This is a genomic window from Pseudomonas lalucatii (assembly GCF_018398425.1).
Lineage (GTDB): Bacteria > Pseudomonadota > Gammaproteobacteria > Pseudomonadales > Pseudomonadaceae > Aquipseudomonas > Aquipseudomonas lalucatii.
This window is the reverse complement of record NZ_JADPMV010000002.1, coordinates 265595-287585: the sequence shown is the minus strand read 5'-3', so window position 1 is coordinate 287585 and position 21991 is coordinate 265595. Positions and strand designations below refer to the sequence as shown.

The window sequence follows — 21991 nt, the reverse complement described above, 5'->3', positions numbered from 1 at the left end:
TCTGGCCGGATTCGCCTGTCGGCGAACCCTCAACAATTCGAGCGTGAAGCTGAGCGAGTGAGCGCTAGGCGCCTGGCAGGTTGGAACCCCTGAGCGTACGTCCGTACGTGATGGGGTCCGACCTGCCGGGCAACGACGCGGGCGCCGCTCAGATCCGCGCGTCACCTGTCACTTACTGGCAGGCTTCGCAGTCCGGCTCGTCGATGGCACAGGCCTTCGGCACGGGTGCCGGCGCCGGTGCGGCCTGCTCCGGGGCCTTGGCCGGCGCGGCGGCGAGGCCGTCGCCTCCGCCGCTGGACACGGCGTTGAGCTTGCCGGTGTTGATGGTCGACTTCTCGGTGCTGGTGGCGGCCAGGGCACGGAGGTAGTAGGTGGTCTTCAGGCCGCGGTACCAGGCCATGCGGTAGGTCACGTCCAGTTTTTTACCGGATGCGCCGGCGATGTACAGGTTCAGCGACTGGGCCTGGTCGATCCACTTCTGGCGACGGCTGGCGGCGTCGACGATCCACTTGGTCTCCACCTCGAAGGCGGTGGCGTACAGGTCCTTGAGCTCCTGGGGGATGCGCTCGATCTGCTGCACCGAACCGTCGTAGTACTTCAGGTCGTTGATCATCACCGAGTCCCACAGGCCGCGGGCCTTGAGGTCGCGCACCAGGTAGGGGTTGATCACGGTGAACTCGCCGGAGAGGTTCGACTTCACGTAGAGGTTCTGGTAGGTCGGCTCGATCGACTGCGACACGCCGGTGATGTTGGCGATGGTCGCGGTCGGCGCGATGGCCATGATGTTGGAGTTGCGGATGCCCTTCTGTACCCGCGCGCGCAGCGGGGCCCAGTCCAGGGACTCGCTCAGGTCGACGTCGATGTACTTCTGCCCGCGGGCCTCGATGAGGATCTGCTGGGAGTCCAGCGGCAGGATGCCCTTGCTCCACAGCGAGCCCTGGAAGGTCTCGTAGGCGCCGCGCTCGTCGGCCAGGTCGCAGGACGCCTGGATGGCGTAGTAGCTGACCGCTTCCATCGACTTGTCGGCGAAGTCCACCGCGGCATCGGAGCCGTAGGGGATGTGCTGCAGGTACAGGGCGTCCTGGAAGCCCATGATGCCCAGGCCCACCGGACGGTGCTTGAAGTTGGAGTTCTTCGCCTGCGGCACCGAGTAGTAGTTGATGTCGATGACGTTATCGAGCATGCGCACCGCGGTCTTCACGGTCTTCGCCAGCTTCTCGCGGTCGAGCTTGCCGTCGACGATGTGGTTCGGCAGGTTGACCGAGCCCAGGTTGCACACGGCGATCTCGTCCTTGTTGGTGTTCAAGGTGATCTCGGTGCACAGGTTCGAGCTGTGCACCACGCCGACGTGCTGCTGCGGGCTGCGCAGGTTGCACGGGTCCTTGAAGGTCAGCCAGGGGTGGCCGGTCTCGAACAGCATCGAGAGCATCTTGCGCCACAGGTCCTTGGCCTGGATGGTCTTGAACAGCTTGATCTTGCCGTATTCGCACAGGGCTTCGTAGTACTCGTAGCGCTCCTCGAAGGCCTTGCCGGTGAGGTCGTGCAGGTCCGGTACTTCGCTGGGGCTGAACAGGGTCCAGGGGCCGTCGTCGAACACGCGCTTCATGAACAGGTCCGGGATCCAGTTGGCGGTGTTCATGTCGTGGGTGCGGCGACGGTCGTCACCGGTGTTCTTGCGCAGCTCGATGAACTCCTCGATGTCCATGTGCCAGGTTTCCAGGTAGGCACAGACTGCGCCCTTGCGCTTGCCGCCCTGGTTGACCGCCACGGCGGTGTCGTTGACCACCTTGAGGAAGGGCACGACGCCCTGGCTCTTGCCGTTGGTGCCCTTGATGTAGGAGCCCAGCGCGCGCACCGGGGTCCAGTCGTTGCCCAGGCCGCCGGCAAACTTGGAGAGCATGGCGTTGTCGTGGATGGCGCTGTAGATGCCCGAGAGGTCGTCCGGCACGGTGGTCAGGTAGCAGCTGGACAGCTGCGGCCGCAGGGTGCCGGCGTTGAACAGGGTCGGGGTGGACGACATGTAGTCGAACGAGGACAGCAGGTTGTAGAACTCGATGGCGCGCTCTTCCTTGTGCTGCTCCTCGATGGCCAGGCCCATGGCCACGCGCATAAAGAAGATCTGCGGCAGTTCGAAGCGCACGCCGTCCTTGTGGATGAAGTAGCGGTCGTACAGGGTCTGCAGGCCCAGGTAGGTGAACTGCTGGTCGCGCTCGTGATCGATGGCGGCGCCCAGCTTGGCCAGGTCGTAGCCTTTGAGTTTCGGGTCGATCAGCTCGAACTCCACGCCTTTCTCGACATAGGCCGGCAGGGCCTTGGCGTACAGCTCGGCCATCTCGTGGTGGGTGGCGCTGGTGGCCACGCCGAGGAAACCCAGGCCTTCGGCGCGGATGTTGTCCATCAGCAGGCGGGCGGTGACGTAGCTGTAGTTCGGCTCGCGCTCGACCAGGGTGCGGGCGGTCATCACCAGGGCGGTGTTGACGTCCTTCTCGGCCACGCCGTCGTAGAGGTTCTTCAGGGTCTCGCGCTCGATCAGCGCGCCGTCGACCTCGGCCAGGCCCTCGCAGGCTTCGCGGATGATGGTCTGCAGGCGGCCCATGTCCAGCGGTGCGACGCTGCCGTCGGCGGCGGTGACGCGGATGCTCGGGTGCGGCTGGGCGATTTCGCCGGCGCTGGCATTCTTGCGCTTGGTGGCCTGGGCTTCGCGGTAGATCACGTAGTCGCGGGCGACCTTCTGCTCGCCGGCGCGCATCAGGGCCAGTTCGACCTGGTCCTGGATCTCCTCGATGTGGATGGTGCCGCCCGACGGCATGCGGCGCTTGAAGGTGGCGGTGACCTGCTCGGTCAGGCGCGCGACGGTGTCATGGATGCGCGACGAGGCGGCGGCGGTGCCGCCTTCCACGGCGAGAAAGGCCTTGGTGATGGCGACGGTGATCTTGTCGTCGGTGTAGGGCACCACGGTGCCGTTACGCTTGATCACACGCAGCTGGCCGGGCGCGGTGGCGCTCAGGTCCTGGCTGGCATCGGCGGCCTGCGGCGCTGGGGCCTGCGGGTTCTCGCGAGTGGTGTCGGTATGCATGAAGGTCTCCGTGCTGTGAAAATCTGTTAGTTGGGCGCTATGCCTGGCGTACCCGCCGTTCATTCCATTTCAACAACGCCATGCGCAGGCCATGGGCCGGGCGCACGGGACTTGCAAACTGGGCTGGGAGGGCACGACTAGAGCGCCTTCCTGGCTCAAGAGTCTAGTGTCGACCGTCGTCGGCACTACTATATGTAGTGGTTGATGCGCAAGGGGTCTCGCCTTTCTGGGGACCCGCCCGGCACTGGAGCCAGGGGGGGAAGGGCGGTCGGCCTTGTTGCTGCCGCGGCGGCGGCAGGAGCATTCACCTGCACTGTTGTTGTTCTCGGTCTAGACCTTTCTGGTGCAAATGTGCTTGTGTCGTCTGTTGCCAAAAACCCAACATGTAGGTGTTTGGCGCGCTGGGGATACAAGATAGTGCGGTGTCTGGGGGAAGGCAAGCCGACAAGATTTCGCCGGCTGTGGATAAATCTGTGGGTTATCTTGGGGTAAGTTTCGCCAGGCCCCGTGGTAGCTGGGGTTGTCCCATCGATACCGTTCGTCGTGCTGGCGGTGGATTTCGGCCGGCTTCCGCGCGGTATTTTCACCCCGTCACGCAAACACAAGATGTAGGTTTTTCCCTTGATTATTGGCCTGCGCTGTGCAGGCCCGCCGCACCGCCTGGCGCGGCCCTCATTAGGCCGTCGCCTGCGGCCCCGGCGTTGCTACAATGCCGGTCTGTTTCAGCCTGGTTGATCTGTCCTTGGGAGGCAGCAGTGGAGCGAGAGGCATGGCATATCCTGATCGTCGAGGACGATCAGCGTCTGGCCGAGTTGACGCGCGATTATCTGCAGGGCAATGGCCTGGCGGTGGCCATCGAGGCCGACGGCGCGCGGGCGGCGGCGCGCATCCTCAAGGAGCAGCCGGATCTGGTGATCCTCGACCTGATGCTGCCCGGCGAGGACGGCCTGTCGATCTGCCGCAAGGTGCGCGGCGGTTACCAGGGGCCGATCCTGATGCTCACCGCGCGCACCGACGACATGGATCAGGTGCTCGGCCTGGAGATGGGCGCCGACGACTACGTGTGCAAGCCGGTGCGCCCGCGGGTGTTGCTGGCCCGGGTGCGCGCCCTGCTGCGGCGCCACGAGGGCAGCGCGCCGGGCGCGGCCCAGGAGCCGCGGCGCCTGGAGTTCGGCCCGCTGGTGATCGACAGCGCGATGCGCGAGGCCTGGCTGGGCGGGCAGGGCATCGAGCTGACCAGCGCCGAATTCGACCTGCTCTGGCTGCTCACCGCCAATGCCGGGCGGATTCTCTCGCGGGAGGAGATCTTCACCGCCCTGCGCGGCATCGAATACGACGGCCAGGACCGCTCCATCGACGTGCGCATCTCGCGCATCCGGCCGAAGATCGGTGACGATCCGATGCACCCGCGCATGATCAAGACGGTGCGCAGCAAGGGCTACCTGTTCGTTGCCGAGGCCGCCGAAGCGCTGCTATGAACTCCATCTTCCTGCGCATCTACGCCGGCATGTTGGCGGTGCTGGTCCTGGTGGCGCTGCTCGGCGTCGGCACCCTGCAGCTGCTCAACGAGGTGCGCGCCGACCAGTACCGCGAGCGCCTGGCCAGCGGCACCTTCCGGCTGATGGCCGACAACCTGCAGCCCATGGCCGAGGTCGAGCGGCGGCGGGCCATGGCGGTGTGGGCGCGGCTGCTGGGCATTCCGCTGAGCGTCCAGGCCCTGGACGAGGCCCGGCTCGACAGCGGCGCGCGCAAGCGCCTGCTGCGCGGCCAGGTGCTGGTGAAGCAGACCGGCCCCCATGCGGCGCAGGTCTACAGCCTGGTCAGCGAGGCGCAGGGCGTGCTGTTGACCGGCGAGGTGCAGCAGGTCAGCGAGCAGCTGGCGCGCGCCACCATCTACCTGCTGATCGACGAGCTGGTGCGCTTCCCCGAGGCGGAGCAGCCGCAGCGCCTGGCCGAGCTGAAGGCGGCCAAGCAGTTCGGCTTCGACCTGCGGCTGGTGCGCCTGGAACAGGCCAACCTGGATGTCGACCAGCGCCGACGGGTGGACGAGGGCGACACGGTGATGGCCCTGGGCAAGGGGGGCGACAGCATCCACGTGTTCTCCGGCATCATCGATACCGACTGGGTGCTGGAGATCGGCCCGCTGTACCAGATGGACCTCTATCCGCCGCAGCTGCTGGTGCTGATCGGCGCGCTCGGCCTGAGCCTGATCGGCCTGATGCTCTACCTGCTGGTGCGGCCGCTGGAGCAGCGCCTGCGGGCCCTCGAGGGTGCCGCCACGCAGCTGGCCAGCGGTCGCCTGGAGGCCCGGGTGCCGGCCCACGGCGGCGATGCGGTGGGGCGCCTGGCGAATGCCTTCAACGCCATGGCCGAGCACCTGCAGCGCTCGCTGAGCACCCAGCGCGAGCTGGTGCGGGCGGTGTCCCACGAGTTGCGCACGCCGGTGGCGCGACTGCGCTTCGGCCTGGAGATGATCGGCGATGCCGAGAGTGAGGCGGCGCGGCGCAAGTACATGGAGGGCATGGACAGCGACATCCAGGATCTCGACAAGCTGGTCGACGAGATGCTGACCTATGCCCGGCTGGAGCAGGGGGCGCCGGCGCTGAACTTCCAGACGGTCGACCTGGGCGCGCTGATCGACCAGGTGATCGCCGAGCTGGCGCCGCTGCGCGCCGAGGTGCGAGTCGAGCGCGGGCCGGTGGTGGATGCGGCGGACGGTGGTGGCGCGCGGGTCGAAGGCGAGCCGCGCTACCTGCATCGGGCCCTGCAGAACCTGGTGAGCAACGCCATGCGCCATGCCGAGTCGCGGGTGCGCCTGAGCTACCGGATCGGTCACCAGCGCTGCCGCCTGGACGTCGAGGACGATGGCCCGGGCGTGCCGGAATCCGCCTGGGAGCGCCTGTTCAAGCCCTTCCTGCGCCTGGACGACAGCCGCACCCGCGCCTCGGGAGGCCATGGCCTGGGGCTGTCGATCGTGCGGCGGATCATCTACTGGCACGGCGGCCGGGCGCAGATCGGCCGCAGCGAGGCCCTCGGCGGCGCCCGCTTCAGCCTGATCTGGCCGCGCCGCCAGGGCACCGAGTAGCGGCGCCGGCGGGTTCAGTCGACGCGCACCTCGATGCGCCGGCCGCGGGCGTGCTCGGCCTTGGGCAGCTCGATGCGCAGCACGCCGTTACGGTAGCTGGCCGCGGTCCTGTCGGCGATCACCGGCAGCGGCAGCGGAATGCTGCGGTGAAAGCTGCCGAAGGCGCACTGGCGGATGCGGTAGCGACCGCTGGTCGATTCCTGCTCGTAACGCTTCTCGCCGCGCACCACCAGCACGTCGCTGCGCACCTCGACATCCAGGTCCTGCTTGTTCAGGCCCGGGACCTCCAGGCGCACGACGAACTTGTCGGCGTCCTCGTACAGGTCGCCGGCCAGCAGCGCCCAGTTGCTCGAGGGGAAATCGCCGTTGGCGCCACGGGCGGGCGCCGCGGCATCCTCGTCGTGCCTGTTGCGGCTGGCCGGGGTGAAGCGGGTCAGGGCACCGCTGGCGCGGTCGAGTACCTGGCGCCAGCCCTCGCCGAGGGAGTGCCAGGTGTCCTCCAGGCCCTGTTTCAGTTCATTGAGTCTGTCCATCTAAGACCTCCGGGCCGCGACCGGCCGGGTGCCTGGCTGAGCAGGCCGGCCCGGCCGTCGCGGCTGTTCAGGCTAGCTTGACTTCGATCTTGCGTGGTTGCGCGTGGGCGTGCTTGGGAATCCGCAGCTTCAGCACGCCGTCGCGCAGTTGCGCGTCGATCCGCGCGGTATCCAGCTCGCTGCTCAGGGCGAAGGCGCGCCGGTAGCGCGCCATGCGCACTTCGGCATAGATCGCCTCCATGTCCTTCGGCGTGCTGGCGGCGATCTCGCCTTCGAGGGTCAGGGTGTCGTTGTCGACCCTCAGGTCGAGCTTGTCCTTGGGCACGCCGGGCAGGTCGGCGAGTAGCAGGATGCCGTCCTTGTCCTCGAACACGTCCACCCGCGGCAGCAGGGTCTGGGGCTCTTCGGCACGCTCGGGGCGGCTCACGCTTTTCTTGTCGCTCATCGTGGCTTCCTCCTATCACTGCCTGAATGGTTACTGGACGCTGATGCGCTTGGGCTGGGCCGACTCGCGCCGCGCCACCTTGATATGCAGCACGCCGTCGCGGTAGAGCGCCTCGACCCTGTCCGGGTCGGCGTCCTCGGACAGGCTCAGGGTGCGCTTGAAGCGCCCGCTGAAGCGTTCGTTGGCGTAGACCGACAGGCTGCCGTTGTCGCCGGGTTGGTCGCTCTCGCGCGCGCCGGCGATGGTCAGCAGGCCGTGATCGATCTGTACGTCGAGCGTGCTCGGGTCGATCCCCGGGGCGAAGGCGTAGACCTCGATGGTCGACGCCGTGCTGCCGACGTTGAGTGCCGGGAAGGCGCCGCTGGCGACCGCGCGGATGCTGCCCGGCCGGCCGAGGCTGGCATAGTCCTGCTGCAATTCGCGTTGCAGGCGTTCGAACTCGGCGAGCAGGCCGCCGGGGAAGTTGAGAAGGGACTCGTACATCGCAAACCTCCTTGGTTGGAGTGACCAGAGATTCGTTTGCGGTGCTTAAGGCCGAGGCCTCAAGCCCCGTCGGCAGAAATATGTTGGCGCGGCCCTGGATCTTCAAGGTGGCCGCTTAGAGCAATGCCGAATGACTTATGCCGGCAGATTATGTTCGCCGGGCGCATGGCGCCCGGCCGAGCCGCTCAGAACGGGGCGGGGCAGGTGAAGCGCAGGCGTTCGCCGCTGTGCGGGTGGGTCAGCGCCAGCATGCTGGCGTGCAGGCACAGGCGATCAAAGGCGGCCAGGGCCTGCTCGTGGGCATAGAGGCGGTCGCCGAGCAGCGGGTGGCCGATGGAGAGCATGTGCACGCGCAGCTGGTGCGAGCGACCGGTGATCGGCGTCAGCTCGACGCGGCAGTGGTCGCCGCAGCGCTCCAGCACGCGCCAGTGGGTCAGGGCGTGCTTGCCCTGCTCGAAGTCGACCACGTGGCGCGGCTTGGTCGGCGGGTCGTAGCGCAGCGGCAGGTCGATGCTGCCGCTGTCCGCCTCGGGCTGGCCCCAGCACAGCGCGGTGTAGGCCTTCTCGGTCTCGCGGTCGTGGAACTGCCGGGACAGCTCGCGGTGGCTGTCGGCGTCGCGGGCCAGGACGATGATGCCCGAGGTCTCCCAGTCCAGGCGGTGGACGATGCGTGCCTCCGGGTAGCCGTTTTCCTGCAGGCGGGTGACCAGGCAATCGCGGTTGTCTTCGGCGCGGCCGGGCACCGAGAGCAGCAGGGTGGGCTTGTTGATCACCAGCAGGGCGGCGTCCTGGTGAAGGATTTCAATCTGGCTGAGGGGCATGGTGGCGGTCCGGAAAACGCCATCGGCGACCGAGGTCGCCGATGGGGCAGGAGTGTCCGGGGCCGGTTCGCCGGCTCCGGGGTGCGCGGATCAGCGATCCGGCAGGGTGATATTGAGCTCGAGGATCGAGCAGCTGCCCTGGTTCTCCAGGGCGACCTGGACCTGGTCCGAGTCGATATTGACGTACTTGCGGATCACCTCGACCAGCTCCTGCTGCAGGGCCGGCAGGTAGTCCGGCTGGCTGCGTTGGCCGCGCTCGTGGGCGACGATGATCTGCAGGCGCTCTTTCGCGATGGAGGCGGGCGTTTCCTTCTTGCGCTCACGAAAGAAGTCGAAAATATTCATCAGCGGGCTCCGAACAGGCGTTGCATGAATCCTTTCTTCTGCACGTCGAGGAAGCGATGCGCCACTTCCTTGCCGAGCAGGCGGTCGACGGCATCGCTGTACGCCTGGCCGGCGTCGCTCTGGTCGTCGAGAATCACCGGTACCCCCTGGTTGGAGGCCTTGAGTACCGCCTGCGACTCGGGGATCACGCCGAGCAGGCGAATGGCGAGGATCTCCTCGACGTCTTCCACGCCGAGCATCTCGCCCTTGGTCACGCGCTCCGGGTTGTAGCGGGTCAGCAGCAGGTGCTCCCTGATCGGCTCCTCGCCCTTCTCGGCGCGGCGCGACTTGCTCGCCAGCAGGCCGAGCATGCGGTCGGAGTCGCGCACCGAGGAGACTTCCGGGTTGGTCACGACTATCGCCTCGTCGGCGAAGTACATGGCCAGGTGGGCGCCCTTCTCGATGCCGGCCGGGGAGTCGCAGACCACGTACTCGAAGTTCTGCGACAGCTCGTTGATGACCTTCTCCACGCCCTCCAGGGTCAGGGCGTCCTTGTCGCGGGTCTGGCTGGCGGCCAGCACGTAGAGGTTCTCCAGGCGCTTGTCCTTGATCAGCGCCTGGGTCAGGGTCGCTTCGCCGTTGACCACGTTGACGAAGTCGTACACCACGCGGCGCTCGCAACCCATGATCAGGTCGAGGTTGCGCAGGCCGACGTCGAAGTCGACGATGACAGTCTTGTGCCCGCGCAGGGCGAGGCCGGTACCGATGGCGGCGCTGGTGGTGGTTTTGCCCACGCCACCCTTGCCGGACGTGACTACGAGGATCTTGGCCAAGGTGATTCACCCCAAAATGTGAAGATAAAAGCGGGAATCTGGCGGCCGCGCGAGGCGTCCGGATGCCCTTTGGTGTCCTTGAAAATTGGCCGCAGTATCCGTTAAAGGCGGGTGATGTTCAACACGTCACCCGACAGGCTGACATGCACCGCATCGCCCCACAGCGGATCGCGGCGCAGGTCCTCGGCGACCTTGTAGTGGCCGGCGATCGACAGCAGTTCGGCGCCCATCTGCTGGCAGAAAATCCGCGCCTGGGTGTTGCCCTTGATGCCGGCCAGGGCGCGGCCGCGCATGGGGGCGTAGACGTGGATATTGCCGTCGGCGAGCAGCTCGGCGCCGGCGCTGACCGGTGCCAGGACGATCAGGTCGCCGCCCTGGGCATAGACCTGCTGGCCGCCGCGTACCGGGGTTGTGACGATCTTGGTCGGCTTGAGTTCCGGCTCGGCCGGTTTTTCCGGCGGTTTGGGCGTCAGTTCGAGCTGGCGCTCGCGGGCGCCGGAAGGGGGCAGCACCGGCAGGTCCAGAGCGTCGGCGGCGGCGATGTCGTCGGCCCGGCTGGCGCGCAGCGCCAGGGTGCGCAGGCCGTGCTTGCGGCACAGGCCCATCAGTGCGGCGAGGTCGAGGTCGCCTTCGCCGTCCGGCAGCTTGTCCAGGGCCAGCACCAGCGGCGTGTTGCTGAAGAACTGCGGCGCCTGGGCGACCTTTTCCATCAGCTGCTGATCGAGGCGCTCCAGGTCGTTGTGCGCCAGCTCCAGCACGGTGATGGCGAGCATGCTGCCCTTGAGCTGGAACACGGGGTCTTGGTCGAGTAGATCGGCTTGGCTCATGGTCTGCCTGATGCGCCTGTATAGAAGGAGGGGGCGGGTCGCGTAGGTTGCCGGGGACTTATAGCGAGAAGCTCGGTGGGTCGCAAGCGGCCAAGGCATCGGCCAACTGCTGGTAGAATGTCCGGCTTTATGTGTTGTGCGGGATCGTTCATGGATCGTCCAGTGTTTCGTGGCTACTTCCTTCATCCGCGTTTCTGGCCGCTGTGGCTGGGGCTCGGGCTGCTGTGGCTGGTGTCGCTGCTGCCGTACCCGGTGCTGATGCGCCTGGGGCGCTGGCTGGGCGCCCTGATGTATCGGCTGGCGCGCTCGCGCCGGCAGATCGCCGCGCGCAACCTGGAGCTGTGCTTTCCCCGGCTGTCGGCTGCCGCGCGCGAACGCCTGTTGCGGGAGAACTTCGCCTCCACCGGCATGACCTTCTTCGAGATGGCGGTCAGCTGGTGGTGGCCGCCGGCACGCCTGCGCCGGCTGGGTACCATCGAGGGGCTGGAACACCTGCAGCAGGCCGCGGCGGACGGTCAGGGGGTGATCCTCATGGCCCTGCACTTCACCACCCTGGAGATGGGCGGCGGCCTGCTCGGCATGCGCCAGGACATGTACGGCATGTACCGGCCGCACAAGAATCCGCTGTTCGACTATGTCCAGCGCCGGGGTCGCGAACAGCGCTTGCTCGGGGTGATCGAGCGCGACGATGTGCGTGGCATGCTCAAGCTGCTGCGCTCCGGCGGCGTGGTCTGGTATGCGCCGGATCAGGACTACGGCGCCCAGCGCAGCATCTTCGTGCCGCTGTTCGGCGTGCCGGCCGCCACCGTCACCGCGACCAGCAAGTTCGCCCGCCTGGGGCGGGCGCGGGTGATCCCCTTCACCCAGGAGCGCCTGGCCGACGGCTCGGGCTACAGGGTGGTGGTGCATCCGCCACTGGCGGATTTCCCCGGGGACAGCGAGGAGGCCGACTGCCTGCGCATCAACCAGTGGATCGAGCAGGCGGTCAGTGCCTGCCCCGAGCAGTACCTGTGGGCGCATCGGCGCTTCAAGACGCGTCCGGCGGGCGAGGCCAAGCTGTACAGCAAGCATCGCGCCTAGTGGTGCGCGCGTCGCGCGGGTGCCGCGCCGCTCTCTATACTGCCTAGCTAGAAACCTCGGAAACCGGCCCATGACGCACTTCGCCCCCCCCAGCCAGCCAGTGACCGGGTTGATTCTCTCCGGCGGCGGCGCCCGGGCGGCCTATCAGGTGGGGGTGCTGGCGGCGATCGCCGATCTGCTGCCCAGTGCCGAGCACAACCCTTTCCCGGTCATAGTCGGCACCTCCGCCGGGGCCATCAACGCGGTCAGCCTGGCCTGCGGCGCCCTGCATTTCGGCGAGGCGATCCGCCGCCTGACCGAGGTCTGGCAGGGCTTTCATACCCATCAGGTGTACCGCAGCGACTGGCCGGGGGTGCTGCGCCAGGCCACGCGCTTCGTCGGTCACAGCCTGCTCGGCCTCGGGGGGCAGGTGCCGGTGGCACTGCTCGACAGCTCGCCGCTGGGAGAGTTGCTCGCCCGCGAGCTGGACTTCTCCGGGATCGCCGCGGCGGTGCGCCGGCGGCGCCTGCGCGCGGTGGCGGTGACGGCGTTCGGCTACGAGACCGGCCAGGCGGTGACCTTCTATCAGGGGCGCGCCACCATCGACCCCTGGTTCCGCCATCGCCGGGTCGGCGTGCCGACCCGGCTGGCGCTGCAGCACCTGTTGGCCAGCGCTTCGATCCCCCTGGTGTTCCCCCCGGTGCGGATCAATCGTGAGTACTTCGGCGATGGCGCCGTGCGCCAGTCGGCGCCGATCAGTCCGGCCCTGCATCTGGGCGCCAGTCGGGTGCTGGTGATCGGGGTCAGCGGCAATCCCCAGGGCGAGGACGCCAACAGTGCGGTGGTGCGGCCCCACGACGTCAAGCCGCCGACCCTGGCGCAAATCGGCGGCCACATGCTCAACAGCACCTTCATCGACAGCCTGGAGGGCGATATCGAGCTGCTCGAGCGGATCAACCTGCTCAGCCGCCTGGTGCCGCCCGAGGAGCGGCCGCGGGGGGCGGGGCTGAAGCCGGTGGAGGTGCTGGTGATCTCGCCGAGCCAGTCGGTGGACGACATCGCCGCGCGCCACCGCCACGAGCTGCCGGCCGCGCTGCGCCTGTTCCTGCGCGGGCCGGGGGCGACCAAGGTCAGCGGCGCCGGGGTGCTCAGCTACCTGCTGTTCGAGTCCGGCTATTGCAGCGAGCTGATCGAGCTGGGTTACCAGGACGCGATGGCGCAGAAGCTCGAGCTCAACGAGTTCCTCAATCTCAGCCGCCCGTCCGTGCTGCAGCAGGCCGCGCCGGCGCCCGTCTAGGCGCGCCGGGCGTGGCGCGACGAGGGGCCGGCCCTGCTCCGCACGCCGGCGAAAACCTGCCGGTCATGTTGTGGGGAAATTGCCCGGGGCGTGCGCCAATGCGGCGAACTGCGTTTAAACTGCGCCTTCCCGACGCTTTCTGTCGCATTTTCGTAAGCGTCGGATTTTCCCGGGGTGGCGCTATAAGAAGTTGTCGCATGGCGGCAATGCCGCCCCCGGATCAATCCCTACAATCCTCCCCATCGCCTGCCGACCCATGCAGGTGTTCCTAGTTCAGGAGAATGTCATGTCTGTTCAGCACGACCCGGTGCAGCGCGCCGATTTCGACCAAGTGATGGTGCCCAACTATGCCCCCGCCGCCTTCGTTCCAGTGCGCGGCGAGGGTTCGCGAGTCTGGGATCAAGCGGGTCGCGAGCTGATCGACTTCGCCGGCGGCATCGCCGTCAATGCCCTGGGCCATTGCCACCCGGCCCTGGTGGAGGCACTGACCGAGCAGGCCAACACCCTGTGGCACATCTCCAATGTGTTCACCAACGAGCCGGCCCTGCGCCTGGCGAAGAAGCTGATCGACGCCACCTTCGCCGAACGGGTGTTCTTCTGCAACTCCGGCGCCGAGGCCAACGAGGCCGCCTTCAAGCTGGCCCGTCGCGTCGCCCACGACCGCTTCGGCCCGGAGAAGCACGAGATCATCGCGGCGACCAACAGCTTCCACGGCCGCACCCTGTTCACCGTCAGCGTCGGCGGCCAGCCGAAGTACTCCGACGGCTTCGGGCCGAAGATCCAGGGCATCAGCCATGTCCCCTACAACGACCTGGAGGCGCTGAAGGCGGCCATTTCCGACAAGACCTGCGCCGTGGTGCTGGAGCCTATCCAGGGCGAGGGCGGCGTGCTGCCGGCCGACCAGGCCTATCTGGAGGGCGCGCGCCAGCTGTGCGACCAGCACGACGCGCTGCTGGTGTTCGACGAGGTGCAGAGCGGCATGGGCCGCAGTGGCTCGCTGTTCACCTACCAGCACTACGGCGTGACCCCGGACATCCTCTCCAGCGCCAAGAGCCTGGGCGGCGGCTTCCCCATCGGCGCCATGCTCACCACCAGCGCGCTGGCCAAGCACCTGGCGGTCGGCACCCACGGCACCACCTATGGCGGCAACCCGCTGGCCTGTGCGGTGGCCGAGGCAGTCCTCGACGTGATCAACACGCCGCAGGTGCTCGAGGGCGTCAAGGCCAAGCAGCAGCGCTTCACCCGCAAGCTGCAGCAGGTCGGCGAGCAGTATGGCGTGTTCAGCCAGGTGCGCGGGCTCGGCCTGCTGCTCGGCTGCGTGCTCGACGAGGCCTGGAAGGGCAAGGCCAAGGTGATCCTCGATGCCGCCGCGGCGGAGGGCGTGATGGTCCTGCAGGCCGGTCCGGATGTGGTGCGTTTCGCGCCGAGCCTGGTGGTCGAGGATGCCGATATCGACGAGGGCCTGGCGCGTTTCGAGCGTGCGCTGGCCAAGCTGACCCAGGCCTGAGCCAGGCGTGTTTTCCGCCCCATGGACGGGGCGGAGCGAAACCAGGGATGACCGTCTCTTGTGTGCCGCGGCCCGTGCCGCGGTTTCTCTGGGCAGCTCGCGCGAGCGGTCCGGAGCTTTTCTTAGAAGGAGTGACACCATGCTGGTGATGCGACCCGCGCAAATGGCCGACCTCACTGAAGTGCAGCGTCTCGCCGCGGACAGCCCGGTTGGTGTGACTTCGCTGCCGGACGACGCCGCGCGCCTGCGCGACAAGATCGCCGCCTCCGAGGCGTCCTTCGCCGCGGAAGTCAGCTTCAACGGCGAAGAGAGCTATTTCTTCGTGCTCGAGGACAGCAGCACCGGCAAGCTGGTCGGCTGCTCCGGCATCGTCGCCTCGGCGGGCTATAGCGAGCCGTTCTACAGCTTTCGCAACGAAACCTTCGTGCACAACTCCCGCGAGCTGAAGATCCACAACAAGATCCATGTGCTGTCGCTGTGCCATGACCTCACCGGCAACAGCCTGCTGACCAGCTTCTATATCGACCGGCCGCTGGTCGGCGGCGTCTGGTCGGAGCTCAACTCGCGCGGGCGCCTGCTGTTCGTCGCCAGCCATCCGGAGCGTTTCGCCGATGCCATGGTGGTGGAGATAGTCGGCCACAGCGACGAGGCCGGCGATTCGCCGTTCTGGGACGCGGTGGGGCGCAACTTCTTCGACATGAACTACACCGAGGCCGAGCGCCTCTGCGGCCTGAAGAGCCGCACCTTCCTCGCCGAGCTGATGCCCAACTACCCGATCTACGTGCCGCTGTTGCCCGATGCGGCGCAGGAGGCCATGGGCCAGGTGCATCCGCGCGCCCAGGTGACCTTCGACATCCTCATGCGCGAGGGTTTCGAGACCGACAACTACATCGACATCTTCGACGGTGGCCCGACCCTGCATGCGCGCACCTCGGGGATTCGCTCCATCGCCCAGAGCCGCACGGCGCCGGTGCGCATCGGCGAGCCGGGCGGGGGCGGCCGTGCCTACCTGGTGTGCAACGGCCAGTTGCAGGACTTCCGCGCCCTGGTCGCGGAACTCGACTGGGTGCCGGGCAAGCCGGTCACCCTTAGTGTGGAAACCGCCGATGCGCTGGGCGTCGGTGAAGGCGCCAGCGTGCGTCTGGTCGCGGTTTAAGGAGTCAGCATGATCGTTCGTCCCGTACGCAGTGCCGATCTTCCGGCGTTGATCGACCTGGCGCGCAGCACCGGCGCCGGCCTGACCACCCTGCCGGCCAACGAGGAGCGCCTGGCGCACCGCGTCGGCTGGGCGGAGAAGGCCTTCCGTGGCGACGCCGTGCCGGGCGACGCCGACTACCTGTTCGTGCTCGAGGACGATGCCGGCCAGGTCGTCGGCATCTCCGCGGTGGCCGGTGCCGTCGGCCTGCGCGAGCCCTGGTACAACTACCGGGTCGGCCTGACCGTCAGCGCCTCCCAGGAGCTGCACATCCATCGGCAGATCCCCACCCTGTTCCTGGCCAACGACCTGACCGGCAATTCCGAGCTGTGCTCGCTGTTCCTGCATGCCGCACACCGCAGCGGCTTGAACGGCCGCCTGCTGTCCAAGGCGCGCTTCCTGTTCATCGCCGAGTTCCGCGAGCTGTTCGGCGACAAGGTGATCGCCGAGATGCGCGGGATGTCCGACGACAACGGCCGTTCGCCGTTCTGGGAGAGCCTCGGCCGGCACTTCTTCAAGATGGAGTTCAGTCAGGCCGACTACCTCACCGGCGTCGGCAACAAGGCCTTCATCGCCGAGCTGATGCCCAAGTTCCCGCTCTACACCTGCTTCCTCTCGGAGGAGGCGCGGGCGGTGATCGGCCGTGTCCACCCCGATACCGAGCCGGCCCTGACGATGCTCAAGGGCGAGGGTTTCAGCTACCAGGGCTATGTCGACATCTTCGACGCCGGCCCGGCCATCGAGGCGGAGACCGCGAAGATCCGTGCGGTGCGCGACAGCCAGACGCTGGTCCTGGCCGTCGGCACGCCGGGCGAAGACGCCACGCCTTACCTGATTCACAACCGCAAGTGCGCAGACTGCCGCATCACCGCCGCGCCGGCGCGCCTGGCCGCCGGCACCCTGGTGGTCGATCCGCTGACCGCCAAGCGCCTGCAGCTGGCCGCCGGCGATCAGGTCCGTGCCGTGCCGCTGTCGGCCCGCGGTTGAGGATTGTGCGGCGCCCGGCAGGGCCGGCACCGCGCTCGAACAAGGCAGCCGCCAACAGGCGGATGCTGCAATTGCTGGGAGTGATAGAACAACATGAGCACTCATTACATCGCCGCTAGCTGGCACGACGGCCAGGGCGAGGCCCTGGAATCCTTGAACCCGGTCAGCCAAGAGGTGCTGTGGCAGGGCCGCGGCGCCACCGCGCAGCAGGTCGACGCCGCCGTGCGGGCCGCTCGCGCCGCCTTTCCCGGCTGGGCTGCGTATTCGCTGGACGGCCGTATCGGTGTGCTGGAGCGCTTCGCCGTGGCCCTCAAGAGCCACGCCGACGAGCTGGCCCGGGCGATCGGCGAGGAAACCGGCAAGCCGCTGTGGGAGGCGGCGACCGAGGTGACCAGCATGGTCAACAAGGTCGCCATCTCGGTGCAGAGCTACCGTGAGCGCACCGGCGAGAAGCGCGGCCCGCTGGGCGACGCCACCGCCGTGCTGCGGCACAAGCCCCATGGCGTGGTGGCGGTGTTCGGCCCCTACAACTTTCCCGGCCACCTGCCCAACGGCCACATAGTGCCGGCGCTGCTGGCCGGCAATGCGGTGGTGTTCAAACCCAGCGAGCTGACGCCGAAGGTCGCCGAGCTGACCGTCAAGTGCTGGATCGAGGCCGGGCTGCCGGATGGCGTGCTCAATCTGCTCCAGGGCGCGCGCGAGACCGGCGTGGCCCTGGCCGGCCACCCCGGCATCGACGGCCTGTTCTTCACCGGCTCGAGCCGCACCGGCAACCTGCTGCACGGCCAGTTCGCCGGGCGTCCGGAGAAGATCCTGGCCCTGGAGATGGGCGGCAACAACCCGCTGGTCGTCGATCATGTCGCCGATGTGGATGCCGCCGTTTACACCATCATCCAGTCGGCCTTCATCTCCGCCGGCCAGCGCTGTACCTGCGCGCGCCGCCTGCTGGTGCCCCAGGGCGCCTGGGGCGATGCCCTGCTGGCGCGCCTGGTGCAGGTCGCCGGCCGGCTCAGGGTCGGCCGCTACGACGAGCAGCCGGCGCCGTTCATGGGGTCGGTGATCTCCCTGGCGGCGGCCGAACAGCTGATGCAGGCGCAGCAGGCGCTGTTGGCCAAGGGCGCCACCGCGCTGCTGCTGATGACCCAGCCGGAGCCGGGCGCGGCCCTGCTGACCGCGGGCATCCTCGACGTGACCGCGGTCGCCGAGCGGGCCGACGAGGAGTTCTTCGGTCCGCTGCTGCAGGTGGTCCGCTACGCCGATTTCGATGCCGCCATCGCCGAGGCCAACAACACCCAGTACGGCCTGGCCGCCGGCCTGTTGTCGGACTCCAAGGCCTGCTACGAGCGCTTCTGGCTGGAGAGCCGGGCAGGCATCGTCAACTGGAACAAGCAGCTGACCGGTGCGGCCAGCAGCGCCCCCTTCGGCGGCGTCGGCGCCTCCGGCAACCATCGCGCCAGTGCCTACTACGCGGCGGACTACTGCGCCTACCCGGTGGCCTCGCTGGAGAGCGAGAGCCTGAGCCTGCCCGCCACCCTGACCCCCGGAGTAAGCCTGTGAACAACGCCTTTGAAGTGAATTTCGACGGGCTGGTGGGCCCGACCCATAACTACGGTGGCCTGTCCTACGGCAACGTCGCCTCGCAGAGCAACAGCCAGGCGGTCTCCAGTCCGAAGGTGGCCGCCAAGCAGGGCCTGGCGAAGATGAAGGCGCTGATGGAGATGGGCTTCAAGCAGGGCGTCCTGGCCCCGCAGGAGCGCCCTAACGTCGCCGTGCTGCGCAGCCTGGGTTTTACCGGCAGCGATGCCCAGGTCATCCAGAAGGCGGCCAAGGAGGCCATGCCGTTGCTGGTCGCCAGCTGCTCGGCCTCCAGCATGTGGACCGCCAACGCCTGCACCGTCAGCCCCAGCGCCGACACCGCGGACGGCCGCGTGCATTTCACCGCCGCCAACCTCAACTGCAAGTTCCACCGCTCGATCGAGCACCCGACCACCAGTCGCGTGCTCGGCGCCATGTTCGCCGACCAGCGCCACTTCGCCCACCACGCCGCGCTGCCGGCGGTGGGGCAGTTCGGCGACGAGGGCGCGGCCAACCACACGCGCTTCTGCAAGGGCTACGGCGAGGCGGGGGTGGAGTTCTTCGTGTTCGGCCGCAGCGCCTTCGACGGCCGCTTCCCTCAGCCTGCGCGCTACCCGGCGCGGCAGACCCTGGAGGCCTCGCAGGCGGTGGCCCGGCTGCACGGCCTGAGCGAGGAGGGCGTGGTCTATGCCCAGCAGTCGCCGGCGGTGATCGACCAGGGCGTGTTCCACAACGACGTGATCGCCGTGGGCAACGGCGAGGTGCTGTTCTATCACCAGGACGCCTTCCTCGACACCGACAAGGTGCTCGCCGAGCTGGGCGCCAAGCTGGCCCGCCGCGGCGGCGATTTCCAGGCGGTGTGCGTGCCGCGCGAGGCGGTCGGCGTCGAGGACGCGGTCAGGTCCTACCTGTTCAACAGCCAGCTGCTCAGCCGCGACGACGGCAGCATGCTGCTGATCGTGCCGGAGGAATGCCGCAACAACGCCAAGGTGTGGAACTACCTGGAGCAGCTGACCGGCGGCAACGGCCCGATTCGCGAGGTCAAGGTCTTCGACCTCAAGCAGAGCATGCAGAATGGCGGCGGCCCGGCCTGCCTGCGCCTGCGCGTGGCGCTCAAGGAGCAGGAGCTGGAGGCGGTCAATCCGGGGGTGATCATGACCCCGAGCCTGTACGAGACGCTGAACCTGTGGGTCGACAGGCACTACCGCGACGAGCTGCGCGAAAGCGACCTGGCCGATCCGCAATTGCTGCTCGAGTGCCGCTCGGCGTTGGATGAACTGACGCAGATCCTTAAACTGGGCTCGGTATATCCTTTCCAGCTGGATTGACGGCGACGCCCCCGGGGCGATCACGCTTCGTCGATCCACCGGTGGATGTATACAGCGACATCCACCCTACCCAACCCCTGGAGATTATATGAGCGACGCCCTGCAACTGATCCTCGAAGATACCGACGGCACCCAGCTGGAGACCTCCTGCACCCGTTTCGCCGTCCTCTGGCAGGGCAAGGAAGTATGGATTCAGCAGGTCGGCAACGGCCAGCTGATGATCGGCGTGGACGTCGCCGAAGGCGACAGCGAATACGCCAACCTGCTGCTGCGCCCGCTGGCCACCAACCTGGTCAGTCTCGAGCTGGAAATGGAACCGGCCGAGCTCGGCGATGACGAGCATGTCCACGGCCCCGACTGCAACCACGATTGAGGTAACCCCTATGCTTGCCCTCGGCAAACTGCTCGAACTGACCCTGGCCGGCCACGAGCCGGCAGCGAAGCTCCAGCTGACCCCCGAGGGCACGCGCTTGCGCTGGCTGGCCGAGGGCGCCCTGGAAGTCACCCCGCCGGCGGCCGGCGACAACGGCCTCGACCTGCTGCTGTCGGCCGGCATCCATGGCAACGAGACCGCGCCGATCGAGCTGCTCGACCGCCTGTTGCACGGCATCGCCCGCGGCGAGTTGAAGCCGCGGGTGCGCATGCTCTTCCTGCTCGGCAACCCGCCGGCGATTCGCCAGGGCGAGCGCTACGTCGAACAGGACATCAACCGCCTGTTCAACGGTCGCCACGAGATGAGCACCGGCTTCGAGGCACTGCGCGCCTGCGAGCTGGAGCACCTGGCCGCCACCTTCTTCAGTCAGCCCGGGCGCACGCGCCTGCATTACGACCTGCACACCGCCATCCGCGGCTCGAAGATCGAGCAGTTCGCCCTCTACCCCTTCCAGGAGGGGCGGCCGCGCAGCAGGCGCGAGCTGGCCCGGCTGAGCGCGGCGGGGGTCGAGGCGGTGCTGCTGCACAACAAGAGCTCGGTCACCTTCAGCGCCTACACCTACAGCCAGCTGGCCGCCGAGTCCTTCACCCTGGAGCTGGGCAAGGCACGGCCCTTCGGGGAGAACCAGCAGGTCAACCTGGATTGCCTGGAGGCGCGCCTGCACGCCATCATCGAAGGCCGCGAGCCCGAGACCGGTGCGCAGGACGGCGGGATCGGCGACCTGCAGCTGTTCGCCGTGGCACGGGAGATCATCAAGCACAGCGACGGTTTCCGCCTGCACCTGCCGGCGGACGTCGAGAATTTCAGCGAGCTGCCGGTCGGCTATCTGCTCGCCGAGGACCTCAGCGACACCCGTTGGGTGGTGGAGGAGCAGGGCGCGCGCATCATCTTCCCCAACCCCAGGGTGAAGAACGGCCTGCGCGCCGGCATTCTCGTCGTGCCGGCCGCGGACGCCCACCTGGCCTGAGTCGCGGTACACGGGCCCGGCCATATTTCCCGGCCGGTGGCGTGGGCCGTGCCGTCTGTCCCGCGTCGTCGGCGCCCAGCTGTACCTTGTCGGGCGTCCGGCGCGCCCTTAGGATCGGGGCTTTCGTCACTTTCAGGGAAGTCTTCCATGTCCGTCATCGATCTGCGTAGCGACACCGTCACCCAGCCCACCCCCGGCATGCGCGAGGCCATGCTGGCCGCCGAGCTGGGCGACGACGTGTACGGCGAAGACCCGACGGTCAACCGTCTGGAGGCCCGCCTGGCCGCGCAGCTGGGCTTCGCCGCCGGGCTGTTCGTGCCGACCGGCACCATGAGCAACCTGCTCGGCCTGATGGCCCATTGCGAGCGCGGCGACGAGTACCTGGTCGGCCAGCAGGCCCATACCTACAAGTACGAAGGCGGCGGCGCCGCGGTGCTCGGCTCGATCCAGCCGCAGCCGCTGGAGGTGGAGGCCGATGGCTCGCTGGACCTGGCCCGGGTCGAGGCGGCGATCAAGCCGGACGACTTCCACTTCGCCCGCACCCGCCTGCTGGCCCTGGAGAACACCATGCAGGGCAAGGTGCTGCCGCAGGCCTACCTGGCCGCCGCCCGCGAGCTGACCCGCCGCCATGGCCTGGCCCTGCACCTGGACGGCGCGCGCCTGTTCAACGCCGCGGTCAAGCTGGGGCTTGAGCCGATCGAGATCACCCGTCACTTCGACTCGGTGTCGGTGTGCCTGTCCAAGGGCCTGGGCGCGCCTGTAGGCTCGGTGCTGTGCGGCAGCGCCGAACTGATCGGCAAGGCGCGCCGCCTGCGCAAGATGGTCGGCGGCGGCATGCGCCAGGCCGGTGTGCTGGCGGCCGCCGGGCTCTACGCCCTGGAGCATCAGGTGGCGCGTCTGGCCGAGGACCACGTCAATGCCGAGCGCCTCGCCGCGGGCCTGGGCGAGCTGGGCTATGCGGTCGAGCCGGTGCAGACCAACATGGTCTATGTGCAGCTCGACCAGCAGGCCGCCGCGCTCAAGGCCTTCTGCGCCGAGCGGGGCATTCGCCTGAGCGCCGCGCCGCGTCTGCGCCTGGTCACCCACCTGGATTTCGCCGCTGCCGACATCGCCCGGGTGCTCGAGGCCTTCGCCGCCTTCCGCCGACCCTGAGCGAGAGGGCGCCGAATAGGCGCCCTCTCGCGAGAAAGACACTAGCCTCGCATGCCAGGGCCGA

The 21991-nt window shown here is 67.9% G+C and carries 20 protein-coding genes; 12 read left to right on the top strand and 8 right to left on the bottom strand.

Features of this window, described 5'->3' with window-relative positions:
• Nucleotides 1-172 precede the first annotated feature (172 nt).
• The gene (locus I0D00_RS14615) at nt 173-3076 is read right to left on the bottom strand and encodes a ribonucleoside-diphosphate reductase subunit alpha (RefSeq protein ID WP_213640569.1); all 2904 of its coding nucleotides are present in this window, start codon (nt 3074-3076) and stop codon (nt 173-175) included.
• 755 nt (nt 3077-3831) lie between these two features.
• Here I0D00_RS14615 and I0D00_RS14610 point away from each other — a divergent pair.
• Nucleotides 3832-4554, top strand: a complete 723-nt coding sequence (locus tag I0D00_RS14610) for a response regulator (RefSeq protein WP_213640568.1) — start codon at nt 3832-3834, stop codon at nt 4552-4554.
• Nucleotides 4551-6161: an ATP-binding protein gene (locus I0D00_RS14605; RefSeq protein WP_213640567.1), complete on the top strand. Its 1611-nt coding sequence runs from the start codon at nt 4551-4553 to the stop codon at nt 6159-6161. Before I0D00_RS14610 ends, I0D00_RS14605 begins: the two co-directional genes overlap by 4 nt.
• Nucleotides 6162-6175: 14 nt before the next feature.
• Here I0D00_RS14605 and I0D00_RS14600 read toward each other — a convergent pair whose 3' ends face one another.
• The 7 genes from I0D00_RS14600 to minC form a co-directional block, all read right to left on the bottom strand.
• Nucleotides 6176-6694, bottom strand: coding sequence for an Hsp20/alpha crystallin family protein (locus I0D00_RS14600; protein ID WP_213640566.1), 519 nt, complete (start codon nt 6692-6694; stop codon nt 6176-6178).
• Between the two features lie 67 nt (nt 6695-6761).
• A complete protein-coding gene (locus I0D00_RS14595; RefSeq protein ID WP_213640565.1) occupies nt 6762-7139 on the bottom strand; it encodes an Hsp20/alpha crystallin family protein in 378 nt (125 codons plus the stop codon).
• A gap of 30 nt (nt 7140-7169) precedes the next feature.
• Nucleotides 7170-7622, bottom strand: coding sequence for an Hsp20/alpha crystallin family protein (locus I0D00_RS14590; RefSeq protein ID WP_213640564.1), 453 nt, complete (start codon nt 7620-7622; stop codon nt 7170-7172).
• A 185-nt stretch (nt 7623-7807) separates the two neighbouring features.
• A complete protein-coding gene (locus tag I0D00_RS14585; protein ID WP_213640563.1) occupies nt 7808-8443 on the bottom strand; it encodes an RluA family pseudouridine synthase in 636 nt (211 codons plus the stop codon).
• 90 nt (nt 8444-8533) lie between these two features.
• The gene (gene minE / locus I0D00_RS14580) at nt 8534-8788 is read right to left on the bottom strand and encodes a cell division topological specificity factor MinE (RefSeq protein ID WP_021443221.1); all 255 of its coding nucleotides are present in this window, start codon (nt 8786-8788) and stop codon (nt 8534-8536) included.
• Nucleotides 8788-9600 carry a septum site-determining protein MinD gene (gene minD, locus I0D00_RS14575; RefSeq protein ID WP_213640562.1) on the bottom strand — a complete coding sequence of 271 codons (813 nt, stop codon included), beginning with the start codon at nt 9598-9600 and terminating at the stop codon, nt 8788-8790. The genes minE and minD overlap by 1 nt, the downstream gene beginning before the upstream one ends.
• A gap of 101 nt (nt 9601-9701) precedes the next feature.
• The gene (minC, locus tag I0D00_RS14570; protein ID WP_213640561.1) at nt 9702-10427 is read right to left on the bottom strand and encodes a septum site-determining protein MinC; all 726 of its coding nucleotides are present in this window, start codon (nt 10425-10427) and stop codon (nt 9702-9704) included.
• A 150-nt stretch (nt 10428-10577) separates the two neighbouring features.
• On the opposite strand from minC, the gene I0D00_RS14565 reads away from it, so the two are divergent.
• From I0D00_RS14565 to ltaE, 10 genes are all read left to right on the top strand, one after another.
• Nucleotides 10578-11507 (top strand): lipid A biosynthesis lauroyl acyltransferase, encoded by a 930-nt coding sequence (locus tag I0D00_RS14565; RefSeq protein ID WP_213640560.1) that lies wholly within the window; start codon nt 10578-10580, stop codon nt 11505-11507.
• Nucleotides 11508-11577: 70 nt separating this feature from the next.
• Complete coding sequence (locus tag I0D00_RS14560; RefSeq protein ID WP_213640559.1) at nt 11578-12783, top strand: patatin-like phospholipase family protein; 1206 nt, start codon at nt 11578-11580, stop codon at nt 12781-12783.
• A 286-nt stretch (nt 12784-13069) separates the two neighbouring features.
• On the top strand, nt 13070-14290 hold the full coding sequence (locus I0D00_RS14555; protein ID WP_213640558.1) for an aspartate aminotransferase family protein: 1221 nt from the start codon (nt 13070-13072) through the stop codon (nt 14288-14290).
• Between the two features lie 139 nt (nt 14291-14429).
• Nucleotides 14430-15446 carry an arginine/ornithine succinyltransferase subunit alpha gene (gene aruF / locus I0D00_RS14550; RefSeq protein ID WP_213640557.1) on the top strand — a complete coding sequence of 339 codons (1017 nt, stop codon included), beginning with the start codon at nt 14430-14432 and terminating at the stop codon, nt 15444-15446.
• Between the two features lie 9 nt (nt 15447-15455).
• On the top strand, nt 15456-16472 hold the full coding sequence (gene astA / locus I0D00_RS14545) for an arginine N-succinyltransferase (RefSeq protein ID WP_213640556.1): 1017 nt from the start codon (nt 15456-15458) through the stop codon (nt 16470-16472).
• A gap of 93 nt (nt 16473-16565) precedes the next feature.
• Entirely contained in the window at nt 16566-18029 is a 1464-nt protein-coding gene (gene astD, locus I0D00_RS14540; protein ID WP_213640555.1) for a succinylglutamate-semialdehyde dehydrogenase, read from the top strand.
• Nucleotides 18026-19375 (top strand): N-succinylarginine dihydrolase, encoded by a 1350-nt coding sequence (gene astB / locus I0D00_RS14535; RefSeq protein ID WP_213640554.1) that lies wholly within the window; start codon nt 18026-18028, stop codon nt 19373-19375. Before astD ends, astB begins: the two co-directional genes overlap by 4 nt.
• Nucleotides 19376-19463: 88 nt before the next feature.
• Nucleotides 19464-19748, top strand: coding sequence for a topoisomerase II (locus I0D00_RS14530; protein WP_213640553.1), 285 nt, complete (start codon nt 19464-19466; stop codon nt 19746-19748).
• A 10-nt stretch (nt 19749-19758) separates the two neighbouring features.
• Nucleotides 19759-20775, top strand: a complete 1017-nt coding sequence (gene astE / locus I0D00_RS14525) for a succinylglutamate desuccinylase (RefSeq protein ID WP_213640552.1) — start codon at nt 19759-19761, stop codon at nt 20773-20775.
• A gap of 147 nt (nt 20776-20922) precedes the next feature.
• Nucleotides 20923-21927 carry a low-specificity L-threonine aldolase gene (ltaE, locus tag I0D00_RS14520; RefSeq protein ID WP_213640551.1) on the top strand — a complete coding sequence of 335 codons (1005 nt, stop codon included), beginning with the start codon at nt 20923-20925 and terminating at the stop codon, nt 21925-21927.
• Nucleotides 21928-21991 lie beyond the last annotated feature (64 nt).

Bases quoted from the DNA above. Each gene is read 5' to 3' on its own strand.
- I0D00_RS14615 (WP_213640569.1), bottom strand. From the start codon at position 3,076: ATGCATACCGACACCACTCGCGAGAACCCGCAGGCCCCAGCGCCGCAG.
- I0D00_RS14605 (WP_213640567.1), top strand. From the start codon at position 4,551: ATGAACTCCATCTTCCTGCGCATCTACGCCGGCATGTTGGCGGTGCTG.
- I0D00_RS14600 (WP_213640566.1), bottom strand. From the start codon at position 6,694: ATGGACAGACTCAATGAACTGAAACAGGGCCTGGAGGACACCTGGCAC.
- I0D00_RS14595 (WP_213640565.1), bottom strand. From the start codon at position 7,139: ATGAGCGACAAGAAAAGCGTGAGCCGCCCCGAGCGTGCCGAAGAGCCC.
- I0D00_RS14590 (WP_213640564.1), bottom strand. From the start codon at position 7,622: ATGTACGAGTCCCTTCTCAACTTCCCCGGCGGCCTGCTCGCCGAGTTC.
- I0D00_RS14585 (WP_213640563.1), bottom strand. From the start codon at position 8,443: ATGCCCCTCAGCCAGATTGAAATCCTTCACCAGGACGCCGCCCTGCTG.
- minE (WP_021443221.1), bottom strand. From the start codon at position 8,788: ATGAATATTTTCGACTTCTTTCGTGAGCGCAAGAAGGAAACGCCCGCC.
- minC (WP_213640561.1), bottom strand. From the start codon at position 10,427: ATGAGCCAAGCCGATCTACTCGACCAAGACCCCGTGTTCCAGCTCAAG.
- I0D00_RS14565 (WP_213640560.1), top strand. From the start codon at position 10,578: ATGGATCGTCCAGTGTTTCGTGGCTACTTCCTTCATCCGCGTTTCTGG.
- I0D00_RS14560 (WP_213640559.1), top strand. From the start codon at position 11,578: ATGACGCACTTCGCCCCCCCCAGCCAGCCAGTGACCGGGTTGATTCTC.
- I0D00_RS14555 (WP_213640558.1), top strand. From the start codon at position 13,070: ATGTCTGTTCAGCACGACCCGGTGCAGCGCGCCGATTTCGACCAAGTG.
- aruF (WP_213640557.1), top strand. From the start codon at position 14,430: ATGCTGGTGATGCGACCCGCGCAAATGGCCGACCTCACTGAAGTGCAG.
- astA (WP_213640556.1), top strand. From the start codon at position 15,456: ATGATCGTTCGTCCCGTACGCAGTGCCGATCTTCCGGCGTTGATCGAC.
- astD (WP_213640555.1), top strand. From the start codon at position 16,566: ATGAGCACTCATTACATCGCCGCTAGCTGGCACGACGGCCAGGGCGAG.
- I0D00_RS14530 (WP_213640553.1), top strand. From the start codon at position 19,464: ATGAGCGACGCCCTGCAACTGATCCTCGAAGATACCGACGGCACCCAG.
- astE (WP_213640552.1), top strand. From the start codon at position 19,759: ATGCTTGCCCTCGGCAAACTGCTCGAACTGACCCTGGCCGGCCACGAG.
- ltaE (WP_213640551.1), top strand. From the start codon at position 20,923: ATGTCCGTCATCGATCTGCGTAGCGACACCGTCACCCAGCCCACCCCC.